This is a genomic window from Curtobacterium sp. Csp2 (assembly GCF_013347165.1).
Map to the genome: position 1 here is coordinate 226,798 of NZ_CP054593.1, position 19,804 is coordinate 246,601.

General features: G+C 73.3%; 24 protein-coding genes. 17 read left to right on the plus strand and 7 right to left on the minus strand.

Annotated elements, in window-relative coordinates:
• Nucleotides 1-247: 247 nt before the first annotated feature.
• On the minus strand, nucleotides 248-703 hold the full coding sequence (locus tag HUN59_RS01170) for a DUF3817 domain-containing protein (protein ID WP_174777268.1): 456 nt from the start codon (nucleotides 701-703) through the stop codon (nucleotides 248-250).
• A gap of 61 nt (nucleotides 704-764) precedes the next feature.
• Here HUN59_RS01170 and HUN59_RS01175 point away from each other — a divergent pair, with 61 nt between their 5' ends.
• Complete coding sequence (locus HUN59_RS01175) at nucleotides 765-1,541, plus strand: ThuA domain-containing protein (protein ID WP_174777269.1); 777 nt, start codon at nucleotides 765-767, stop codon at nucleotides 1,539-1,541.
• Nucleotides 1,538-2,689 carry a GAF domain-containing protein gene (locus tag HUN59_RS01180; protein ID WP_174777270.1) on the plus strand — a complete coding sequence of 384 codons (1,152 nt, stop codon included), beginning with the start codon at nucleotides 1,538-1,540 and terminating at the stop codon, nucleotides 2,687-2,689. Before HUN59_RS01175 ends, HUN59_RS01180 begins: the two co-directional genes overlap by 4 nt.
• 15 nt (nucleotides 2,690-2,704) lie before the next feature.
• On the opposite strand, the gene HUN59_RS01185 is transcribed toward HUN59_RS01180, so the two are convergent.
• Entirely contained in the window at nucleotides 2,705-3,148 is a 444-nt protein-coding gene (locus tag HUN59_RS01185; RefSeq protein ID WP_174777271.1) for a hypothetical protein, read from the minus strand.
• A gap of 80 nt (nucleotides 3,149-3,228) precedes the next feature.
• Between HUN59_RS01185 and HUN59_RS01190 the strand changes: the two genes are divergently transcribed.
• From HUN59_RS01190 to HUN59_RS01225, 8 genes are all read left to right on the plus strand, one after another.
• On the plus strand, nucleotides 3,229-3,894 hold the full coding sequence (locus HUN59_RS01190) for a ScbR family autoregulator-binding transcription factor (RefSeq protein ID WP_174777272.1): 666 nt from the start codon (nucleotides 3,229-3,231) through the stop codon (nucleotides 3,892-3,894).
• 118 nt (nucleotides 3,895-4,012) lie between these two features.
• Nucleotides 4,013-4,891 (plus strand): aminoglycoside phosphotransferase family protein, encoded by an 879-nt coding sequence (locus tag HUN59_RS01195; RefSeq protein ID WP_174777273.1) that lies wholly within the window; start codon nucleotides 4,013-4,015, stop codon nucleotides 4,889-4,891.
• A 58-nt stretch (nucleotides 4,892-4,949) separates the two neighbouring features.
• The gene (locus tag HUN59_RS01200) at nucleotides 4,950-5,573 is read left to right on the plus strand and encodes a DUF6197 family protein (RefSeq protein WP_058741301.1); all 624 of its coding nucleotides are present in this window, start codon (nucleotides 4,950-4,952) and stop codon (nucleotides 5,571-5,573) included.
• Nucleotides 5,570-6,265, plus strand: a complete 696-nt coding sequence (locus HUN59_RS01205; protein ID WP_174777274.1) for a DinB family protein — start codon at nucleotides 5,570-5,572, stop codon at nucleotides 6,263-6,265. Before HUN59_RS01200 ends, HUN59_RS01205 begins: the two co-directional genes overlap by 4 nt.
• A 207-nt stretch (nucleotides 6,266-6,472) precedes the next feature.
• Complete coding sequence (locus HUN59_RS01210; protein ID WP_174777275.1) at nucleotides 6,473-7,120, plus strand: ABC transporter permease; 648 nt, start codon at nucleotides 6,473-6,475, stop codon at nucleotides 7,118-7,120.
• Entirely contained in the window at nucleotides 7,107-8,399 is a 1,293-nt protein-coding gene (locus HUN59_RS01215) for an ABC transporter ATP-binding protein (RefSeq protein WP_174777276.1), read from the plus strand. The genes HUN59_RS01210 and HUN59_RS01215 overlap by 14 nt, the downstream gene beginning before the upstream one ends.
• The gene (locus HUN59_RS01220; RefSeq protein ID WP_174777277.1) at nucleotides 8,396-9,169 is read left to right on the plus strand and encodes an ABC transporter permease; all 774 of its coding nucleotides are present in this window, start codon (nucleotides 8,396-8,398) and stop codon (nucleotides 9,167-9,169) included. The genes HUN59_RS01215 and HUN59_RS01220 overlap by 4 nt, the downstream gene beginning before the upstream one ends.
• Nucleotides 9,166-10,236 carry a glycine betaine ABC transporter substrate-binding protein gene (locus HUN59_RS01225; RefSeq protein WP_114849279.1) on the plus strand — a complete coding sequence of 357 codons (1,071 nt, stop codon included), beginning with the start codon at nucleotides 9,166-9,168 and terminating at the stop codon, nucleotides 10,234-10,236. Before HUN59_RS01220 ends, HUN59_RS01225 begins: the two co-directional genes overlap by 4 nt.
• Before the next feature lie 188 nt (nucleotides 10,237-10,424).
• On the opposite strand, the gene HUN59_RS19295 is transcribed toward HUN59_RS01225, so the two are convergent.
• A complete protein-coding gene (locus tag HUN59_RS19295; protein ID WP_058741306.1) occupies nucleotides 10,425-11,048 on the minus strand; it encodes a TetR/AcrR family transcriptional regulator in 624 nt (207 codons plus the stop codon).
• A 139-nt stretch (nucleotides 11,049-11,187) separates the two neighbouring features.
• On the opposite strand from HUN59_RS19295, the gene HUN59_RS01235 reads away from it, so the two are divergent.
• A complete protein-coding gene (locus HUN59_RS01235) occupies nucleotides 11,188-11,715 on the plus strand; it encodes a GNAT family N-acetyltransferase (RefSeq protein ID WP_058741307.1) in 528 nt (175 codons plus the stop codon).
• A gap of 90 nt (nucleotides 11,716-11,805) precedes the next feature.
• On the opposite strand, the gene HUN59_RS01240 is transcribed toward HUN59_RS01235, so the two are convergent.
• Entirely contained in the window at nucleotides 11,806-12,081 is a 276-nt protein-coding gene (locus HUN59_RS01240) for a hypothetical protein (RefSeq protein ID WP_141859455.1), read from the minus strand.
• A gap of 101 nt (nucleotides 12,082-12,182) precedes the next feature.
• On the opposite strand from HUN59_RS01240, the gene HUN59_RS01245 reads away from it, so the two are divergent.
• Genes HUN59_RS01245 through HUN59_RS01255 form a run of 3 tightly spaced genes read left to right on the plus strand, consistent with a single transcriptional unit; the run spans nucleotide 12,183 to nucleotide 14,793 of the window.
• Nucleotides 12,183-12,866: a hypothetical protein gene (locus HUN59_RS01245; RefSeq protein WP_174777278.1), complete on the plus strand. Its 684-nt coding sequence runs from the start codon at nucleotides 12,183-12,185 to the stop codon at nucleotides 12,864-12,866.
• Between the two features lie 35 nt (nucleotides 12,867-12,901).
• Nucleotides 12,902-14,347 (plus strand): phytoene desaturase family protein, encoded by a 1,446-nt coding sequence (locus HUN59_RS01250; RefSeq protein ID WP_174777279.1) that lies wholly within the window; start codon nucleotides 12,902-12,904, stop codon nucleotides 14,345-14,347.
• Nucleotides 14,348-14,349: 2 nt separating this feature from the next.
• The gene (locus HUN59_RS01255) at nucleotides 14,350-14,793 is read left to right on the plus strand and encodes an SRPBCC family protein (RefSeq protein WP_174777280.1); all 444 of its coding nucleotides are present in this window, start codon (nucleotides 14,350-14,352) and stop codon (nucleotides 14,791-14,793) included.
• A 58-nt stretch (nucleotides 14,794-14,851) separates the two neighbouring features.
• Here HUN59_RS01255 and HUN59_RS01260 read toward each other — a convergent pair whose 3' ends face one another.
• Entirely contained in the window at nucleotides 14,852-15,670 is an 819-nt protein-coding gene (locus tag HUN59_RS01260; RefSeq protein ID WP_174777281.1) for a shikimate 5-dehydrogenase, read from the minus strand.
• 86 nt (nucleotides 15,671-15,756) lie between these two features.
• On the opposite strand from HUN59_RS01260, the gene HUN59_RS01265 reads away from it, so the two are divergent.
• Nucleotides 15,757-17,130: an L-serine ammonia-lyase gene (locus HUN59_RS01265; RefSeq protein WP_174777282.1), complete on the plus strand. Its 1,374-nt coding sequence runs from the start codon at nucleotides 15,757-15,759 to the stop codon at nucleotides 17,128-17,130.
• A 126-nt stretch (nucleotides 17,131-17,256) separates the two neighbouring features.
• On the opposite strand, the gene HUN59_RS01270 is transcribed toward HUN59_RS01265, so the two are convergent.
• A complete protein-coding gene (locus HUN59_RS01270; protein ID WP_058741314.1) occupies nucleotides 17,257-17,526 on the minus strand; it encodes a GlsB/YeaQ/YmgE family stress response membrane protein in 270 nt (89 codons plus the stop codon).
• 301 nt (nucleotides 17,527-17,827) lie between these two features.
• Complete coding sequence (locus HUN59_RS01275; protein WP_174777283.1) at nucleotides 17,828-18,049, minus strand: hypothetical protein; 222 nt, start codon at nucleotides 18,047-18,049, stop codon at nucleotides 17,828-17,830.
• Between the two features lie 130 nt (nucleotides 18,050-18,179).
• Here HUN59_RS01275 and HUN59_RS01280 point away from each other — a divergent pair, with 130 nt between their 5' ends.
• Both HUN59_RS01280 and HUN59_RS01285 read left to right on the plus strand, forming a co-directional pair.
• Nucleotides 18,180-18,401, plus strand: a complete 222-nt coding sequence (locus HUN59_RS01280) for a hypothetical protein (RefSeq protein ID WP_058741316.1) — start codon at nucleotides 18,180-18,182, stop codon at nucleotides 18,399-18,401.
• A gap of 148 nt (nucleotides 18,402-18,549) precedes the next feature.
• Nucleotides 18,550-19,804: bifunctional 3'-5' exonuclease/DNA polymerase (locus tag HUN59_RS01285; protein WP_174779319.1), on the plus strand; the 1,255-nt coding region annotated here is incomplete at its 3' end.

Below are 19,804 nucleotides of genomic sequence, written 5' to 3' on the forward strand. Positions count from 1 at the left end.
CGCGCTGTAGACGCGCGCCGGGACGGACGGGAGGCACGGTGCCAGCTGGCACCGTGCCTCCCGTCCGTCCCGGCGCGCGTCTACAGCGCGGCCAGCGCCTCGTTCAGCGTCGCCCCGCTGGCCCGCCGAGCGGGCCATCTCTGTCACGCTCGGGGCCGAGCGTGACCGAAATGGCTCACCTCGCGGACGTGAGCGGCATGTCGTGCCCGCTCGTGCGTGCGTGCCGCCGGCCCGCGCGCGCCGCGCCTCAGCCCCGCGACGGCACCGGCGGCCCGACCACCAGCAGCGCCGAGAACACGAGCGCCACCGCGACGACCCCGATGCCCGCCGCCACCGCGGGCCGGCGCACCACGAAGAACAGCAGGCGGTCCCACACACCCGAGCGCCCGTCCGGCGAGCGGCGCCAGGGCCCCTCGAGCATCCCGCGCCGGGCGACCGCGACCTCGAACGGCACCGTCGCGTAGGGCACGATCGCACTCGCCCACCCGAGCACGAGCGCCCCCGCCGCCCAGCGCTGGTTCACCGCGACGACCGTCGTCACGACCAGGTACGCCAGGAACACGAAGCCGTGCGCGCTCCCGCCGATCCGCACTCCCCAGTCGCCGGCGTCGAGCCCGTACTTCAGGACCATCCCGGCGATGAGCAGCGTCCAGGTCACGAGTTCGGCCACCGCGGCGGCACGGAACAGGGATCGGGGAGTCATGCCGACATGCTGGTCCACGAACCGGGGAGACCGCCGACACGGGCACGGTAGCGTCGGGGACATGTCAGCGCCGACCGAGAACCGTCCCCTGAACATCGTCGTCTGGAACGAGAACGTGCACGAGAGCCGCGGTGACGAGACCGTGCTCGGGCACTACCCGGACGGCATGCACACCGTGATCGCCGCCGCCCTGCGTGAGCAGCACCCGACCGCCGAGGTCACCACCGCGACGCTGCAGGAGCCCGAGCACGGCCTGACCGCGGAGCGCCTGGCGTCCACCGACGTCCTGTTCTGGTGGGGCCACGTCGCCCACGACCAGGTCGCGGACGAGGTCGCCGACCGCGTGGTCGAGGCGGTGCACGCGGGCATGGGGCTCGTGGTGCTGCACTCCGGGCACTACTCGAAGCCGTTCACGCGCCTGATGGGCACGACGTGCTCCCTGAAGTGGCGGAACGACGGGGAGCGCGAGCTCGTCTGGACGATCGCACCGGAGCACCCGATCGCCGCCGGTGTCCCGCACCCGATCGTCATCGACCGCCAGGAGATGTACGGCGAGTACTTCGACATCCCGCGCCCCGACGAGGAGGTCTTCCTGTCGACGTTCGCCGGCGGCGAGGTCTTCCGGTCCGGCGTCGCCTACCGCCGTGGCCTCGGCCGGGTCTTCTACTTCTCGCCCGGCGACCAGGAGTACCCCGTCTACCACCACCCGGACGTCCAGCGGGTGCTCGGCAACGCCGCGGCCTGGGCGACCCCGACCTCGGCGCGCCGGACGCTCAGCGCGGACCCCCACCCGCGGGACTGGTTCCTCGCCGACGCAGCGGGTACAACGGAGGGGTGACCGACCAGCTCGACGGTGCGGACCGGCGCACCGCCGTCATCGAGGCGCTCGACGTCCTCGGCGCGGGTCCGGAGGAGCGGTTCGACCGCATCACCCGGATGACGCACGAGGCGTTCGGCGTGCCCCTGACGTTCCTCAACCTCGTCCGCCACGACGTCGTCACGACGCAGTCGACCTTCGGCTGGCAGCAGGGGACGAGCGTCCCGGCGAGCGAACAGTTCTGCGCGACGACGGTGCTCACACCCGAGCCGATGGTGATCCCCGACACGACGCTCGACCCGCGCTTCGCCCACACCGCCGCGGTCGCCGAGCACGGCATCCGCTTCTACGCGGGCGCGCCGCTCAGCACGCTCGACGGCACCCGGGTCGGCACCCTGTGCGTGATGGACGCGCAGCCGCGCGAGTTCTCGGCAGCGGACGTCGCCCTGCTCCGTGACCTCGCCCGCTGGGCGGAGCGCGAGCTCGTCCACTCGATCGAACGCGCGCGGGTCCAGCGGGTGCTCACGGGGCTGCTGCCGGAGCCGCTCGTGCTGCCCGGCGGGACCGTGGACGGACTGGTCGTCCCGCACGAACGCGGCGGGGACCTCGTCGACTGGCGGGTCGCGTCCGACGGTGCGCTGCACGCCACGGTCGGCTCGGTGGCCGCCGCCGGTCGCGCCGCGGCGCTCCTCGCGGCCTCGGCACGCGCCGCGGTCGTCGCCCGCACGGACGTCGCGGTGGACGCGGCGATCACCGGCCTGGAGGCACAGCTCGCCCCCGACCTGTCGGCTGCGGGGGCCGTCGGGTCCCTGCTGCACGTGCGGCTCGACCCGACGGACGGCCGCGTCACGTGGGCGGACGCGGGCCACGGGCTCGCCCTGCTCGCCCGTGCGGACGGGTCGGTGACGCCGATCCGCTCGACCGACCGACCGTTCGGCCTGCAGCGCACCGGGCACCGGCGCACCACGGGGTCGGCCGACCTCGGGCACGGGGACCGCGTCGTGCTGCTGACGTCCGGGGCGCTCGCGCTCGCCGGGGTGGCGGACGTCGACGGCTTCGCCGACGTGGTGGCCGCGCACCCGGACGACCTGCTCGGACACCTGCGCGGCCTGCTGCCGGCGGACGGTGCCGGGCGGGACCTCGCGGTGGTGCAGGTCAGGCGGACCTGACGCGCGCCGGGTCCGTCAGCGGACGGTGCTGCGCCGGGCGCGGTCCGGCCCGCCCGTGAGCGTGACGACCAGGAGCGTGCCGAGCAGCGCGAACCCGGCGAGCTCGACGCCGAGTCCCGCGGTCTTCCAGTAGGCGCTGCCGACGACCTGCGGCTGCGTGATCGCGTCCGGCCACCACTGGTCGAGCGTCGGCACGGTGCCCGGGAACGGGTCGAGCCCCAGGACCACGAGCCCGCCGAGCAGCAGCACGACCCCGAGGCCCGCCATCGCGGCCCGGGACCGGTGCAGCATCCGGACGACGAGCGCGGCGGCCATCCCGGCGAAGCCGACGACGGCCACCAGGAACGCGATCACGACGACGGGCTGGGGGGCCAGCGCGACCCAGTCGAGCACGGCGATCGGCAGCAGCAGCCACCGACCCGCTCGTGCCCAGGTCCGTGGGCTCTGCCATCGCTCCATGCCGGTCACCGTACGACAGCGCGCCGGGGGGTCCCCTGAGGACCCCGGAGCACATGCACCGCGTCGCTACGATCGACTGCATGGCGCAGGACGGCAGGGTTCGGCAGCAGCGTGCGGTGGCGACCCGGGCGGCCCTCATCCGGGCGGCTGCCGGCGAGTTCGACGAGCGGGGGTACCGCGGGGCGTCGATGGACGGGGTGGCCGAGCGCGCCGGGCTGACCAAGGGCGCGCTGTACTTCCACTTCCGCTCGAAGGCCGACATCGCCGGCGCGGTGATCGCCGAGCAGCACGAGGTCTCGCGTCGGTACGCCGAGCAGGCGGCGCTCCGCGGCAGCACACCGCTCGAGTCGCTCATGTGGATGTCGCAGAGCGTCGCGACGCAGATGGTCCGCGAGGTCGTCGTGTCCGCCGGCATCCGACTGTCGACCGACGAGCACGCGGTCGACGTCCCCCGGCGCGACCCCTACACGGACTGGATGCACCACACCGCGACCGTCGTCCGGCGGGCGATCGACGCCGGCGAGGTCGACCCGTCGTGGGACCCGGAGCTCGTCGGGCGCGTGATCAGCCCCGCGTACACCGGGGTGCAGATGGTGTCGGACCTGCTGCACGACCGCGCGGACCTGTACGAGCGGCTCCGCGAGCTCTGGTCGGTCCTGCTCTCCGGGATCGTCACGGAGCAGACCCGCCCGGCGATCCCCCGCCTCGTCGCGATCATCGCGCCGGACCCCGCCCCGGCCGACTGAGCGACGCGGGTCCCCCCAGGGACACCCACGTCGCTTCGTTGTGAGGATACCAAGGAGTACGTTTCCGCCCGATCCCCCGTTCACGGGGAATCGAGGATCGTTCCACTACCGTGACCGGATGCCCACCCCGCCCGCCGAACACGACGTCGACGTCGCACTCGTGGCGGCCCTGCTCCGGGACCAGCACCCCGACCTCGCGGACCTGCCGCTGCGGGTCGCCGCGAACGGCTGGGACAACGTGCTCGTGCGTGCCGGGGACGACCTGGCGGTGCGACTCCCCCGCCGCGCCGCCGCAGCCGTCCTCGTCGAGCACGAGCAGCGCTGGCTGCCGGACCTCGCGGCGCTCATCGCGGACGTCGTCCCGGTCCCGGCGCCCGTGCGCACCGGCCGCCCCGCGCTCGGCTACCCGTGGTCGTGGAGCGTCGTCCCCTGGTTCGCGGGCACTCCGGCCGGACCGGTCGCGCAGGGCGAGCGGGTCGCCCGGGCGCTCGCCGCGTTCGTCCAGCGGCTGCACGTCCCCGCACCGGCGGACGCGCCCGTGAACCCGGTCCGTGCGGTGCCCCTCGCGACCCGGGACGCGGCGGTCCGCGCACGCCTGGACGGACCCGGCGTGCCGCGGGCCGCGGCCCTGGGCGAGGCCTGGCGGACCGCGGTGGACGCACCCGCGCACCACGGGCCTCCCGTCTGGGTGCACGGCGACCTGCACCCCTTCAACCTGCTCGTGACCGACGACGCCGACGGTGCACGCCGCCTGGCGGCGGTCGTCGACTTCGGCGACGTGACCGCGGGCGACCCCGCCGTGGACCTCGCGACCCGCTGGCTGACGCTCGACCGTCAGGCCCGTCGCACCTTCACGACGGCCGTCGCGGCCGACGACGCCACCTGGACGCGCGCCCGGGGGTGGGCGGTCGCCATCGCCTCGGCGCTCGCGACGAGCGATGAACACGCCTTCCGGACGGTCGCGGCACGGGCGATCGACGCGGTGCTGGACGACTGAGGTCGCACGGGCTTATCGTTCCCTCACCTGTCCGTGCACTGGAGATCGGAGGGGCCTGATGACCCTCGAGTTCCGCGTCCCGCACGACGTCGACACCGACGCCTCCCCCGCCCCGTCCGCCCCCGCCGCAGATCGTCCGCGGCACGGACTCCGTGCACTCCTCGACCGCTGGGCGGTCCGCCGAGCCGCGGCGCGCGATCGTCGGATCGTCGAGCACCTCCGTGAGCTCGACGACCTGCAGCGCCTGCTCACCACGGCGCGCGAGGTCGTCGAGCGCGGCTGGACCCAGCACGCGTGGTTCGCGTACCTCGACGAGCACGGACGGGTCCGCAAGGCGTCGAGTGCCGCGGCGATGGACGTCCAGGGCCGGCCGCTCGTCGCCGCCTGCCTGGTCGGCGCGGTCGTCTCCGCCGCCGGTGGTCCGCAGGCGGTGCACTCCCAGCCGGTGCAGCGGGCGCTCGACCTGGTGTGGCACGCACTGGCCCGTGACGAGGGACAGTCGGTCGCCTGGTGTCCCGCGCCGGACCTGCGGATGGCCCGGGTCCGCGACCTGACGAGCTGGAACGACGCCCCGACGCGCACGGCCGCCGAGGTCGCGTCGCTGCTCCTGACCGCGGAACGCGTCGCGGTGCACGAGTCGGAGCGCGTGCAGGCCCGACGGGTGGCAGCATCGGCGACATGACGAGTGCCGATCCGGTCCCCGAGGTCACCCCCGCCCAGCCGACGGAGTCGATCGCCGCGACCGGCCTGTCGTCGCTGTCCGCCGAGGGCACCACGCCCACGACGGACGCGGCGATGGTCAAGGACACGCTGCACCGGTACCTGCAGAAGCACCGCGCCGCGCTGCTCGCGAAGCTCGACGGGCTCGCCGAGCGGCAGGCCCGGTGGCCGCTCACCCCGACCGGGACGAACGTGCTCGGCCTGGTCAAGCACGTCGCGGGCGTGCAGGCCGGGTACCTCGGGCTCGTGTTCGACCGGCCGCTGCCGGACGCCCCGGCCTGGCTCGACTCATGGGACGGTGCCGACATGTACGCCTCGCTCGACGAGTCGATGACCGATGTGATCGCGTTCCACCACCGGAGCGCCGCGCACGCCGACGCGACGATCGCGGCACTCGACCTCGACGCCCGCGGGGTCGTCCCGTGGTGGCCCGAGGACCGCCGCGAGGTCACGCTCCACCGGATCCTCGTGCACATGGCGTACGAGACCGCCCGGCACGCGAGGCACGCCGACATCGTCCGCGAGATGCTCGATGGTCTGGCAGGCGACGGGGACGGCAACCTCGCCGCGAAGACCCCCTCGGAGTGGGCCGCCTGGCGTCAGCACCTGGTGGACATCGCCGAGCGGTCGGGTCTGCCCGGTCAGCACCAGTAGCCGAAGGTCGCTCGGTATCGTTACCGTTCTCCCAGGTTGACCGCTCCCTCCCGCCGCTGACCTGGGGTTCCGTGCTGGGGAAGCGTCCAGCATCCGCCGGGAACCGACGTTTGCCGTTGTACAAGCACGGGGTGCCCTGCGTACGGTCGGTCGGGTTCGTGCCCCGTCGTGTGGGGCGTTCGACCGACCAGGGAGGGGCACCCGCCCGTGTTCCAGTACGTCTCCGAGCGATGGGACCAGATCTGGTTCTCGTCGTGGCAGCACTTCTCACTGGTGGTCCAGTGCACGGTGCTCGCGACGCTCATCGCCGTGGTGCTCGCCACGCTCGTCTACCGCAGCCCACGGCTCAGCTCGGCCGCCAACGCGATCTCGGCGGTCGGCCTCACGCTGCCGTCCTTCGCCGTCATCGGCCTGCTCATCGTGCCGCTCGGCTTCGGCGTCGTGCCGTCCGTCGTCACGGTCGTCTTCTTCGCCACGCTGCCGATCCTGCGGAACGCGGTCGTCGGGCTCGCCGAGATCCCGCCGACCGTGGTGGAGTCCGCCCGCGGCATCGGGATGAGCCGGATCCGCACGCTCGTGCAGGTCGAGCTCCCGATGGCGTGGCCGATCATCCTCAGCGGTGTGCGGGTCTCCGCGCAGATGGTGATGGGCATCGCCGCGATCGCCGCCTACGCACTCGGCCCCGGACTCGGCGGCTTCATCTTCTCGGGCCTGTCCCGCCTCGGCGGGGCGAACGCCCTCAACTCGGTCGTCGTCGGGGTCGTCGGGGTCGTCCTGCTCGCCCTCGTCCTCGACCTGCTCCTCATCGGCCTCGGCCGCCTGACCACCTCGAGAGGTATCCGTGTCCAGCACTGACCACGCCACCACCGACCACGTATCCGGCACCGCGCCCGAGGGGGACGTGACCGGCCGGAGCATCCTGCTCGACGAGGTCACCAAGCGCTACCCGGGCCAGCAGAAGCCCGCCGTCGACGGCATCACGCTCGAGATCCCGGCCGGCAAGGTCGTCATGCTCGTCGGCCCGTCCGGCTGCGGCAAGACCACGACCCTCAAGATGATCAACCGGCTCATCGAGCCGACCGAGGGCCGCATCGTCGTCGGCGACGAGGACGTCACGAGCATCGACGGCGACGAGCTCCGCCGTCGCATGGGCTACGTCATCCAGGCCGGGGGACTCTTCCCGCACATGACGGTCGCCGCGAACATCGCGATCGTGCCGAAGATGCTCGGCTGGTCGAAGGAGAAGATCGCGGCGCGCGTCGACGAGCTGCTCGACCTCGTCTCGCTCGACCCGGACACCTACCGCGACCGCTTCCCGCGCGAGCTCTCCGGCGGCCAGCAGCAGCGCGTGGGCGTCGCCCGAGCGCTCGCCGCGGACCCGCCCGTCCTGCTCATGGACGAGCCCTTCGGTGCCGTCGACCCGATCACCCGGCAGCGCCTGCAGGACGAGCTCCTGCGCATCCAGGAGGAGCTGCACAAGACGATCGTCATCGTCACGCACGACTTCGACGAGGCCGTGAAGCTCGGCGACTGGATCGTGATCTTCACCGAGGGCGCCCACATCGTGCAGTACGACACCCCGGAGCGGATCCTCGCGGAACCGGCCAACGAGTTCGTCGAGAACTTCATCGGCTCGGGCGCCGGGCTCAAGCAGCTCACCCTGAACCGTGTCCGCGACGTCGAGCTCGCCCCCGCGGTGACGTGCTCCGCCGGCGAGGAAACGAAAGCCGTGCTGCAGCGGATGGACGAGGCCGGCGGGCACCAGCACGCCGTCGTCGTCGACCGGCGCCAGCGTCCGGTGGGGTGGCCGACCCGCCGTCAGCTCGAGCGCCTGACCCGGGTGCCCGAGGGCATCGAGCCCGACCTGCCCGTCGTGGGCGAGGCCGCGACGCTGAACGACGCCCTCGACACCATGCTCGTGTCGAGCGCCGGTGCGGCGCTCGTCACCGGTCGCGGCGAGTCCTTCCGCGGGGTCATCACCGTGGAGACCGTGATGGACGCCATCACCCGGTCCCGTGCGGCCGCCGCGTCCGATCAGGCGTACGCCCCGGTCGGCACGAACACGAACCCGATCGAGACCCTGCCGTCCTCGCCGGCAGCGCCGACCATCGCTGCCTCCGGGGAGGAACTGTGACCGCGGTCGCCACCGGCCCGGCCACGGGCGCCGGGACCGCCGAGCGCACCCCGTGGAAGGGCCTGCTCGTCCAGCCGATCGCGATCCTGGTCGTCCTCGCCGGGTTCGTCGTCTGGCTCGCCACGGCGGACCTGACGGCGACCGAGCGCTCGACGCTCAACCCGAGCGGCATCCTCGACCTGACCGGGCAGCACCTCGTGCTCACCCTGCAGGCGACGGTGCTCGTGCTCGTGATCGGCATCCCGCTCGGCGTGCTGCTCACCCGCGGGCCGTTCCGCCGGGCGAGCACGGCCGTGATCGCCGTCGCGAACTTCGGTCAGGCGGCCCCCGCGGTCGGGCTCATCGTGCTGCTCGCGGCGTGGCTCGGGCTGAACAGCTGGTCTGCGGTCGTCGCCCTGGTGCTCTACGCGATCCTGCCGGTGCTCCGGAACACGATGCTCGGCGTGCAGAGCGTCGACGAGCGGCTCGTCGAGGCCGGGCGGGGCATGGGCATGAGCGCCTTCGCCGTCCTGCTCAAGGTCGAGCTGCCGCTGGCCGTGCCGGTGATGCTCTCCGGCATCCGCACGGCGCTCGTGCTGCTCGTCGGCACCGCGAGCCTGGCGACCTTCGTCGGCGCCGGTGGCCTCGGCCTGCTCATCACGACGGGCGTGAACCTGTTCCTGCCGAAGGTGCTCGTCTCCGGGGCGCTCCTCGTGGCACTCCTCGCCCTCACCATCGACTGGATCGGCCGTGTCGTCGAGACGGTCGCGCGACCGAAGGGACTCCGATGACCCCCGACAGCCCGACCCACGGCCCGACCGGAGCCGACGCTGCGGGCGCACCCCGTGCCTCCCGTCCGTCGGTCCGTCGCCGCGTCCTGACCGCCGCCGCCGTGGCGGGGGCGAGCGCCCTCGCCCTGACCGGCTGCGGCCTGCAGCCCGCCGCGTCCTTCGTCCCCGGTGCCGCACCCGGCTCGATCCAGCGGATCGACGACCTGCCCGACGACGCGCACCTGACGGTGACGTCGAAGAACTTCACCGAGCAGCTCGTGCTCGGCAAGATCGCGGTCCTCGCCGCGAAGGCCGCCGGGTTCGACGTCACGGACGAGACGAACGTGCCGGGATCGGTCGCGGTGCGTGAGCTGATGACCTCGCACGGTGCGGACTTCACGTACGAGTACACGGGGACCGCCTGGCTGACCTTCATGGGGCACGAGCAGGGGATCCCGGACAAGACCGAGCAGTGGCAGGCGGTCAAGCAGGAAGACGCGGGCAACGGGCTGACCTGGCTCGAGCCGGCGCCGATGAACAACACGTACGCGTTCGCGGTCCGGGACGAGGCCGTGTCCGAGCTCGGCGACGTGCAGACCCTGTCGGACATCACGAAGCTGCCGCTCGACCAGCGCACGTTCTGCGTGGAGTCGGAGTTCAACTCGCGTGCGGACGGCTTCAAGCCGATGCTCGAGAAGTACGGGCTGGAGCTCGGCGGTTCGGGGGAGAACGGCGTGCCGACCTCGAACGTCAGCATCCTCGACACCGGGACCGTCTACACGGCGACCGACCGGGGCAAGTGCAACTTCGGCGAGGTCTTCACGACGGACGGGCGCATCAAGTCGCTCGGGCTGACGGTGCTCGAGGACGACCGCGGGTTCTTCCCGGCGTACAACGTGGCCCCGGTGATCGACTCGGCGACGCTGCGCGAGTACCCGCAGCTCCGCGACGTGTACGACCAGATCTCGCCGAAGCTGACGGACGCCGTGCTGCAGGAGCTGAACCGGCAGGTCGACGTCGAGGGGCGGGAGCCCGCGGACGTGGCGTTCGACTGGATGGTGCGGGAGGGCTTCATCACGAAGCCGTAGCGGGCTGCGCGCGGGCGCCGGTGCGCGGGCGCCGGTGCGCGGGCGCCGGCGCGCGGGCGCGGGTTCGCGGGTTCGCGGGTTCGCGTGGGTGAGCAGAAGACGTCGGGTCCTCGAAGGAGACCCGACGTCTTCTGCTCACCCACGGGATGCGGCGGGTGCCGACGGACGGACTGGAGGCACGGGGCCGGTCAGGCGAGGCGGGTCGCGGTGTCGCGGATGGTCGCCACCAGGCGCGCGCGCACGTCGGCGGGGTCCGACCCGTCGCCCTTCGCGGCACTGCGGAGCCCGGTCATGCACATGCCGAGGAGCATCTCGGCGGCCTCGGGCGTCGCCGCGTCCGGACCCCAGGCCGGGTCGCGCGCGAGGATCGTGCGGACGGCCCCGGTCATCGCCTCGGCCACCAGGGTCATCCGGGCGACCTGCCGGCGCATGAGCTGGGGGAAGCGGACGACGACCTCCTTGCGGTCGACGCGCTCGGACTCGTCGCCGAACGAGTCGCCGAACACCAGGAACGCCAGGTCCACGACCGCCTCGACCACCGGACGCCCGGCCACGGCCTGCAGGTGCGCGTCGAGGGTCTCCGGGGACAGGTCGAGCTCGGTGTGCCCGAGGACCGCGTCCTCCTTGCTCTCGAAGTAGTTGAAGAAGGTGCGCGGCGAGACGTCCGCGCGCGCGGCGATCTGCTCGATCGTGGTGCGGTCGAGGTCGTGCTCGAGGGCGAGGGACCGGGCCGCCCCGGCGATGCGGCGGCGGGTCTCGAGGCGCTTGCGGTCGCGCAGGCCCATCGTGGGCACGGGCGCGGTGTCGGACATGGCTCGACTGTAATCGTCGGCGGGCTGCAGAAGTACAGTGTGTGCAAACTTGCAGGGACGCAGGGTGTTCTCCGGAGCGCGGCAAGTCCGTCGCGATCCGGACCGGACGGCGGGGCGACGCGTGCATAGTGTCGGACGCGTGGCGGCATCCGGACGGGACCTCGGGGACGGGTACACGCTCACGCTCCGCGACCTGACCACGGTCGACGCCGTGCACGAGCTGGTGCAGGCGAACCTCGACCGGCTCCGGACCGCCGAGCCGTGGGCGTGGGCGCCGACGAGCCGCGACGACATGCTGCGGTACACCGAGCAGCTGCTCGGGCAGTACGCCATGGACCGGGCGGTGCCGTGCGTCATACGGTCGGCGGAGCGCGTCGTCGGGGTGGCGTCCCTGGCGGTCGACCCGTACCTCGGGCAGGCGTCGCTCGGCTACTGGATCGACGCCGACTTCGAGGGCCGGGGGATCGTGCGGCGTGCTGCGTCCGTGCTCGTGGGGGTGGCCCGCGAACGCCGGGCGGCGCGGGTGGAGATCCGGACCGGCGTCGACAACGTCCGGAGCCGAGCGCTCGCGGAACGCCTCGGCTTCGTGCACGAGGGGACCCTGCGGAGCGCGTTGCCGCTCGGGCCTCGGCGGATCGACGTCGCGGTGTACGGCCTGGTGTTCTGACGCTGCGTGGCTGCGTGGCCGCGTGGCCGCGTGGCTGCGTGGCTACGTGGCTGCGCGGGCTCGTGCGGACGGGCCTGCGCGCGTGCCGGGTCAGCGGCCCTGGGTCGCTCCGGTCCACAGTGCGAAGGCTCCGCCGACCACCAGGAGCACGACGAGCAGGACCCAGACCGCGAGCGCGACGAGGTTGAGCAGGATGCCCCACCCGGCGCGCCCGCGGGCCAGGGGCTCCCGGCTCCGCGACGCGATGCCCAGGCAGAGCCCGACGACCGGGGCGAGGAACGTCCAGCCGGCCAGGAGCGAGCAGATGCCGAGGACGAGGCTCGCGGTCCCGAGACCGGTGCGGGGGGAGTGCGGCGTGGTGTCCATGTCCTCGACGGTACGAGTCCGCCGACGGTCGTGCGTCCCTCCGTGGTGTGATCCCCGGGTCCCCCTGCGGACGGACGGCCGAGCGCCGGTATCGTCGGAGCATGGCCCTGTTCGGACGACGCAACAAGCACGACGTGCGCGACCGCCCCGTGAGCCAGGTGGAGTTGAAGCGTGCCGTGGACGAGGGGTTCCTCATCGCGAAGGCCGCGATCGTGGTCGCCGTGGCGAACCGGATCATCACGAACTCCCTGCGTGACCAGGGGTACTTCGACCACGCCGTGATCGCCGAGGCCACGCGCGAGGAACTCCACCGCATGGCCGAGGAGGAGCGCGGGGACGCCGCCCGGATGCGGGAGATCCGCGCGACCTCGAGCAAGCAGAAGGGCCGGTCGCGGCACCAGCACGACTACAAGCGCGGCGACGACCTGAAGCTCCGCACCCGTGAGGCCACGTACGAGCAGCTCGCGGCGATGCTCGACCGCCGCCGGGACGACCAGGGCTTCGTCGACGGGATCGTCCTGCAGGCGCGGGCACGGGCGTGGGACGACATCGGCACGACCGTCGTCGGGCGGCTCGGGTGGGCGCAGCGTCCGACCGAGGGCTACGAGGTCGGTCGGGACGAGCGCGTGCAGCAGATGCTCGACGAGGACTTCGCGGCGCTGCTCGCCGAGCATCCGGTGGGGGAGTCGCCCGCGACGACCCCGGCGGACGCCGACGAGCCGGACGACCTCGACGCCCCCGACGAGGGCACCGACCCGGCCGACGCGGACGCCGCTCGCCCCTGACCGCACCCGAGGCCACCGGTCCCTAGGCTCGACCCATGGTGGATGCTGTGGTCGTCGGAGCCGGACCGAACGGACTCGCGGCGGCGGTGACGCTCGCACGCGCGGGCCTGTCGGTCGAGGTCGTCGAGCGGAACGACACGATCGGCGGCGGCGCCCGGACGGCCGAGCTCACGCTGCCGGGCTTCCACCACGACGTCTGCTCCGCCGTGCACCCGATGGCGCTGCAGTCCGAGTTCTTCCGGCTGTTCCGCATGGAGGACCGCATCGAGCTCCGGCTGCCCGAGGTGCAGTACGGGCACCCGCTCGACCGGGGTGACGCCGGCATCGCCTACCAGGACATCGACCGGACGGCATCGGCCCTCGGGCTCGACGGGCCGGCGTTCCGGAACCTCATGGCACCCCTCGCACGCAGCGCCGACCAGGTCGCGGACTTCGCCACGGACGCCCTGCTCCACGTCCCGCGGCACCCCCTCACCGTGCTGCGCTTCGGACTCCGGGCCCTCGAGCAGGGCTCCGCGGCCTGGAACGTGCGCTTCCGCGAGCAGGTCGCCCCCGCGATGGTTTCCGGCGTCGCCGCGCACTCGATCCAGCACCTGCCGTCGCTGTCCACCGCGGCCGCCGCCCTGTCGCTCGGCTCGTACGCGCACGCCCGGGGCTGGCCGGTGCCGATCGGCGGCAGCCAGGCGATCGTCGACGCGCTCGCCGCGGACCTCGTCGCCCACGGCGGGCGGATCGAGACCGGGCGGGAGATCCGGTCCCTCGGCGACCTCACCCCGGCCAAGGCGGTGCTCTTCGACACGAGCGTGCCGGGCATGCTGCGGATCGCCGGGAAGCAGATCCCCACGCCGAAGCGCGGGGCACTGCGGCGTTTCCGGTTCGGGAACGCGGCGGCCAAGGTCGACTTCGCCCTGTCGGACCCGGTGCCGTGGACGAACGCGGAGCTCCGGAAGGCCGGGACGGTCCACATCGGTGGGACCCGGTCGGAGATCGCGGCCGCCGAGCACGCCGTGGCGCACGGCCGGCACGCGGACCGACCGTACGTCCTCGGGAGTGAGCCGACGGTGGTCGACCCCGGTCGGGCGCCGCGCGGCAAGCACGTCTTCTGGGCGTACGCGCACGTGCCGGCGGGCTCGGACGTCGACCCGACCGAGGCGGTGGTGCGGCAGGTCGAGCGGTTCGCGCCGGGGTTCCGCGACACGATCCTGCAGTCGGCCGGCCGGACCGCCGTGCAGATGGCCGAGTACAACCCGAACTACGTCGGCGGGGACATCGCCGCCGGCGCCGCGAGCTTCTGGCAGCTCGTGAAGCGCCCCGTCCTGTCGAGCGACCCGTGGCGGATGGGCGGCGGCATGTACCTGTGCTCGGAGGCGGCCGCCCCCGGGCCCGGCGTGCACGGCATGGCGGGGTGGCACGCAGCCCGGAGCGTGCTGCGGCACACGTTCGGGCTGTCCGAGCACGTCGACCTCGCGCCGGAGGAGTGACCATGGCCAAGAACGTCAGGAACCTGCGCTGCAGCCCGGAGGACGTCTTCGACGTGCTCCGCGACGGCTGGCTCTACCCGACCTGGGTGGTCGGCGCCTCGCGCATGCGCGACCAGGCCCCGGGCTGGCCCGCGGTCGGCACCGAGCTGCACCACTCGTTCGGCATCTGGCCGTTCCTGATCAACGACACGACGACCGTCCTCGAGGTCGACGAGCCCCGCCGCCTGGTGATCCAGGCGAAGGGCTGGCCCGTGGGCGAGGCACGCGTCGAGGTCACGGTCGAGGAGCACCCGCGCGGCTGCCGGGTCACCCTGCGGGAGAACCCGGTCCGCGGTCCCGGGGCGCTCGTCCCGGGGTTCATCGCGCAGCCCGGCATCTGGATCCGGAACAACGAGAGCATCCGGCGGCTCCGCTGGGTCGCGGAGGGCCGGTCGCGGAACGGGTGACGTGACGGCCTGGAGGACCGTGGCGGGGCCCGCCACGATCCTCCAGGCCGTCGTCCGGTCACCCTTCGCGACTGAAGGCGCTCGCGCGCCGCACCTGGTCGTCCGTCAGGGCGACCCCCGTGTACCGCTCGAACTGGCGGGCCGCCTGGAGGGCGATGACCTCGGCCCCGGTGACGACCTGCTTGCCGGCCGCGCGTCCGGCGCGCACCAGCGGCGTCTCGGAGGGGAAGGCGACGACGTCGAAGACGGTCGTCGCGGTGTCGATCCGGTCCTGCTCGAAGGCGAGCACGTCCTGCTCGTCGCCCTGCATGCCGATCGGGGTGACGTTCACCAGGACGTCGGCGTCCGGCGCGTGCTGCTCGGAGGCGACCCAGTCGAAGCCGTACTGCTCGGCGAGGGCGGGACCGGCCTCGGTGTTGCGCGCGACGACCGTCAGGCGCTCGAAGCCCGCGCCGCGGAACGCCGCCGTGACGGCCTTCGCCATGCCCCCGGAGCCGCGGAGCACCACACGGGACGCGCGGTCGACGCCGTGGGTGTCGAGCAGGGACGCGACGGCCTCGTAGTCGGTGTTCGACGCGGTGAGCACACCGTCGTCGTTCACCACGGTGTTGACGGACCGGATCGCCTCGGCGGACGGCTCGACGACGTCGACGAGGGGGATGACCGCCTCCTTGAAGGGCATCGACACCGAGCAGCCGCGGATGCCGAGCGCACGGATGCCGGTCACGGCGCCGGGCAGGTCAGTCGTGGTGAAGGCCTTGTAGGCGTAGTTCAGCCCGAGCTCGTCGTAGAGGAAGTTGTGGAAGCGGGTGCCGATGTTGCTCGGTCGTGCGGCCAGCGAGATGCAGACCTGCATGTCCTTGTTGAGGATGGGCATGGGTCGAGTGTCCCACGGACATGCCGATGGAGCGGTCCACTCTGCGCGCTGACCGCCTGCCCGTCCGGACGGGTTAGTGTGGCGGGGTGCCGGTCTCCGTCTTCGATCTGTTCAGCGTCGGGATCGGCCCGTCGAGTTCCCACACCGTCGGGCCGATGCGTGCCGGAGCGGCCTTCGCGGCCCGGCTGGCCGGGGCACCCGTCGCGACGCTCGACGTCCACCTGTACGGCTCCCTCGCGTCCACGGGGCAGGGACACGGCACGCTCGGAGCGGTCCTCGCCGGCCTGATGGGCTCCGACCCGGAGACGGTCGACCCGGACGCGATGGCGGCCGCGCTCGCCGAGCTCGAGCGGACGGGGGAGCTGCCGCTGGCCGGGGGACCGACCGTGCCCTTCCGGCAGGCCGACATCGTGCTGCACCCGCTCACCATGCTGCCGCGACACCCCAATGCGATGCGCCTGGGTGCCCGCGACGCCACGGGCACCGTGCTCTCCGAGGAGACGTACTACTCGATCGGCGGCGGGTTCGTCACGAGCGACACCGAGGGCGCCGTGGCCGAGGCCGCCATCCCCGTCGACGACGCCGTGCCCCACGCGTTCTCGAGCGGCGCGGAGCTGCTCGCCGCCTGCGCCGCGACCGGCCTGCCCGTCAGCGGCATCGCGATGGCGAACGAGACCGCCTCGCGCACCGAGGAGCAGGTCCGGGCCGGACTCCTGCACGTGCACGACGTGATGCGCGCGAGCGTCGACCGGAGCATCCGCCGCACCGGGACCCTGCCGGGCGGGCTGACCGTCCGTCGGCGCGCCGCGAACTGGTACGAGCAGCTCACCCGCGACGACCCGCACCACGACCCGCTGTTCGCGATGGAGTGGGTCAACCTGACGGCGATGGCGGTCAACGAGGAGAACGCCACCGGCGGCCGGGTCGTCACCGCGCCGACGAACGGTGCCGCCGGGATCATTCCCGCGGTGCTGTACTACGCGCTCACGTACGTGTCCGAGGTCGCCCCGGACGAGCGCGACGACGCGGTGGTCCGCTTCCTGCTGACCGCCGGGGCGATCGGCTCGATCTACAAGGAGCGGGCGTCGATCTCCGGCGCCGAGGTCGGGTGCCAGGGCGAGGTCGGTTCCGCGGCGTCGATGGCGGCCGCCGGGCTCGCCGAGGTGCTCGGTGGGACGCCCGAGCAGGTCGAGAACGCGGCCGAGATCGCCATGGAGCACAACCTCGGGCTGACCTGCGACCCGATCGGCGGGCTCGTGCAGATCCCGTGCATCGAGCGGAACGCCATCGCGGCGAACAAGGCGATCAACGCGGCGCGGATGGCGCTGCGGGGCGACGGGGTGCACCACGTCTCGCTCGACCAGGTCGTCGAGACCATGCGGCAGACCGGCGCGGACATGTCGACGAAGTACAAGGAGACCGCGATGGGCGGGCTCGCGGTGAACGTCCCGCTCTGCTGACGCGCTGCCGCAGTGCCGCGCTGCCGCTGTTGCGCTGCCGCACTGCTGCGCCTCCGCCCTGCTGGGACCGGACGCACGAACGCCCCCACCGTTCCCGGTGGGGGCGTTCGACGGGTCCTGCGGCGGTCAGGCGCGGCTGCCGCGACGGCCCGTGATGAGGCCCCAGATGACGAGCACGACGAGCGCGCCCAGGATCGCGATGATCCACGACTGGATGCTGAAGAAGCCGTTGTACCCGACGCCGAAGACGGCGCCGCCGATCCAGCCGCCGATGAGGGCACCGATCACGCCGAGCACGAGGGTGGCCAGCCAGCCGCCGCCCTGACGACCCGGGAGGATCAGCTTGGCGATGGCACCGGCGATGAGGCCGAGGAGGATGAAGCCGAGGAAGCTCATGGTGATGTCCTTTCAGACGAGGGGGTGGAGCGTGATGGGCCGGGGGAGCCGGCCCGGGGTGCGTCAGGACGCGAGGTCGACCGCGGGGACGAGCGGTTCGTTGCCCGGAGCCGACGACGTCTGGGCATGCAGGAGCGCAGCCATGTCGATCGGCTCGGTGGGGAGGTGTTCCGTACGCATCGCGCTGTCCTCCGGTCGTTTCAGTAGTTTGACTAACTACTTGTACTCCCGGCCTGCTCCACGGGTTCCCAGCGCGTGCTGGTGTGCGTTTCCTGGACCATTTCCGTGTGGTTGCCCGGAGTCAGTCCTCGAGCATCTCCAGGCGGGTCGATCCCGGAGCGACGTGGTGCTGCCCGTCGTCGGCGCGCACGATGAGCGAGGGGCGGTCGCCGGCGTCGAGGACGTCGACCGCGGTGCCCGCGACCGTCCGCCCGCGGTCCCGGTAGCGGACCACGGCGTGGATCGGCACGTCGTCCGGGTCCACCGGCCGCCAGCCGAGCGGTCGCGCGGTGTTCGTTGCCATCCGGACATCATGGCGGCTGTCCACTTCACGCACCCAATCGACGAGCGCGGCTCACCTGCACGCGGCTGCCCCGCGCCCGGTCGCCCTGGGATCGGAGGGCGGTCGGCGGCGGACGGGTAGCGTCCGGGCCATGAGCGAGCCCGACCGTGACCACCTGGACGACGGCGTCGACATGAGCTTCGAGGAGCGGCGCCAGGACACCCTCCGCCGGATGTCGGGCTCCGACGCGCACGACGCCGATCCGCGGGTCGCCGTCTCACGGGCCGAGGACGGAGACGTCCGGATCGACGTCGCCGACACCGCCGCGGTGCGTCCCGGCGACGCCGACGCGTCGGACCCACGAACCGACTGACCCGCCCCGAACTCGCAAGACGCAACGACAGCGGTTGCTCGCAGCGCAGTACCGCTGCGAGGAACCGCCGACCTTGCGTTTCGCGGAACAGCAGCGGCAGCGAGCGCGCCCGGCGGGGGAGGACGGTGGTGCGCGGCATGATCGTGGGGTGCACCTGGTCCTCCACCGCGTCGACGGCGGCGTCACCGCGACGCCCCTGACCGACGCGGGGGCGTCGGCGGGCGAGCCGACCCGCCTGGACGAGCCGCGCCTCCCGGCCTTCGTCGCGGCACACGACGGACCGGACGTCCGATGGGTCTGGGACGACACCGCACGCTGGTACCCGGCCGTCCTGCGGGCCGGCGGCCGCGTCGGCCGCTGCACCGACCTGCGCCTCGTGCGCCGCATCCTGCGCGGCGCGCTCGCGACTCGGGGCACCGCGCTCGCGGCGGCCCCGCCCGACACGTGGGACGACCCCGGCCAGGAGGCACGGGTCACCCGACCGACGCAGGCGTCGCTCTTCGACGACGCGCTGTTCACGGTCGCACCCGCCGACGACGCGTCCGACCCGGTGGTCGAGCTGCGCGCGCAGCTCGACGCGGTCGCGACCTCCACCGCGCCGGGCGCCATGCGCCTGCTGACCACCGCGGAGTCGGCCGGTGCGCTGGTCGCCGCCGAGATCCTGCACGCCGGGCTGCCGTGGCGGGCGGACGTGCACGCCCGGCTGCTCGAGGACGCGCTCGGCCCGCGGGTCCCGCCGGGCGTCCGACCCCGTCGGCTCGAGGAGCTGGCCGTCGTGATCCGCGGGCACCTGGCGGACCCGACGCTCAACCCGGACTCACCGACCGACGTGCTGCGGTCCCTCCGTGCGGCGGGCCTGATGGTCGCGAGCACGCGGAAGTGGGAGCTGCAGGAGCTCGAGCACCCGGTCATCGCGCCGCTGCTCGAGTACAAGAAGCTGTCGCGGCTGATGACGGCGAACGGGTGGACCTGGCTCGACGAGTGGGTGCAGGACGGGCGGTTCCACCCGAAGTACCTGGTCGGCGGCGTGGTGACCGGGCGCTGGGCGGCGGACGGCGGCGGCGCCATGCAGCTCCCGAGGACGGTCCGGTCCGCGGTCGTCGCGGACGAGGGCTGGACGTTCGTGGTCGCCGACGCGGCGCAGCTCGAGCCGCGGGTCCTCGCGGCGATGTCCGGCGACCGGGCGATGGCGGCGGCGGGCGACGGCCGCGACCTGTACGACGGCGTGGTGGCCTCGGGCGCGGTCGAGACCCGGCAGCAGGCGAAGGGCGCGATGCTCGGTGCGATGTACGGCGCCACGCAGGGCGACGGCGGCCGGCTCGTGCCCCGGCTGGCGCGGGCGTTCCCGGCGGCGCTCGGACTGGTCGACCGGGCGGCCCGGGCGGGGGAGCGCGGGGAGCCGG

What these genes read in the sequence shown, in the direction of transcription:
- HUN59_RS01170 (WP_174777268.1), bottom strand. Translation starts at nt 703, where the DNA reads ATGACTCCCCGATCCCTGTTCCGTGCCGCCGCGGTGGCCGAACTCGTG.
- HUN59_RS01175 (WP_174777269.1), top strand. Translation starts at nt 765, where the DNA reads ATGTCAGCGCCGACCGAGAACCGTCCCCTGAACATCGTCGTCTGGAAC.
- HUN59_RS01185 (WP_174777271.1), bottom strand. Translation starts at nt 3,148, where the DNA reads ATGGAGCGATGGCAGAGCCCACGGACCTGGGCACGAGCGGGTCGGTGG.
- HUN59_RS01190 (WP_174777272.1), top strand. Translation starts at nt 3,229, where the DNA reads ATGGCGCAGGACGGCAGGGTTCGGCAGCAGCGTGCGGTGGCGACCCGG.
- HUN59_RS01195 (WP_174777273.1), top strand. Translation starts at nt 4,013, where the DNA reads ATGCCCACCCCGCCCGCCGAACACGACGTCGACGTCGCACTCGTGGCG.
- HUN59_RS01200 (WP_058741301.1), top strand. Translation starts at nt 4,950, where the DNA reads ATGACCCTCGAGTTCCGCGTCCCGCACGACGTCGACACCGACGCCTCC.
- HUN59_RS01205 (WP_174777274.1), top strand. Translation starts at nt 5,570, where the DNA reads ATGACGAGTGCCGATCCGGTCCCCGAGGTCACCCCCGCCCAGCCGACG.
- HUN59_RS01225 (WP_114849279.1), top strand. Translation starts at nt 9,166, where the DNA reads ATGACCCCCGACAGCCCGACCCACGGCCCGACCGGAGCCGACGCTGCG.
- HUN59_RS19295 (WP_058741306.1), bottom strand. Translation starts at nt 11,048, where the DNA reads ATGTCCGACACCGCGCCCGTGCCCACGATGGGCCTGCGCGACCGCAAG.
- HUN59_RS01240 (WP_141859455.1), bottom strand. Translation starts at nt 12,081, where the DNA reads ATGGACACCACGCCGCACTCCCCCCGCACCGGTCTCGGGACCGCGAGC.
- HUN59_RS01245 (WP_174777278.1), top strand. Translation starts at nt 12,183, where the DNA reads ATGGCCCTGTTCGGACGACGCAACAAGCACGACGTGCGCGACCGCCCC.
- HUN59_RS01250 (WP_174777279.1), top strand. Translation starts at nt 12,902, where the DNA reads ATGGTGGATGCTGTGGTCGTCGGAGCCGGACCGAACGGACTCGCGGCG.
- HUN59_RS01255 (WP_174777280.1), top strand. Translation starts at nt 14,350, where the DNA reads ATGGCCAAGAACGTCAGGAACCTGCGCTGCAGCCCGGAGGACGTCTTC.
- HUN59_RS01260 (WP_174777281.1), bottom strand. Translation starts at nt 15,670, where the DNA reads ATGCCCATCCTCAACAAGGACATGCAGGTCTGCATCTCGCTGGCCGCA.
- HUN59_RS01270 (WP_058741314.1), bottom strand. Translation starts at nt 17,526, where the DNA reads ATGAGCTTCCTCGGCTTCATCCTCCTCGGCCTCATCGCCGGTGCCATC.
- HUN59_RS01275 (WP_174777283.1), bottom strand. Translation starts at nt 18,049, where the DNA reads ATGGCAACGAACACCGCGCGACCGCTCGGCTGGCGGCCGGTGGACCCG.
- HUN59_RS01280 (WP_058741316.1), top strand. Translation starts at nt 18,180, where the DNA reads ATGAGCGAGCCCGACCGTGACCACCTGGACGACGGCGTCGACATGAGC.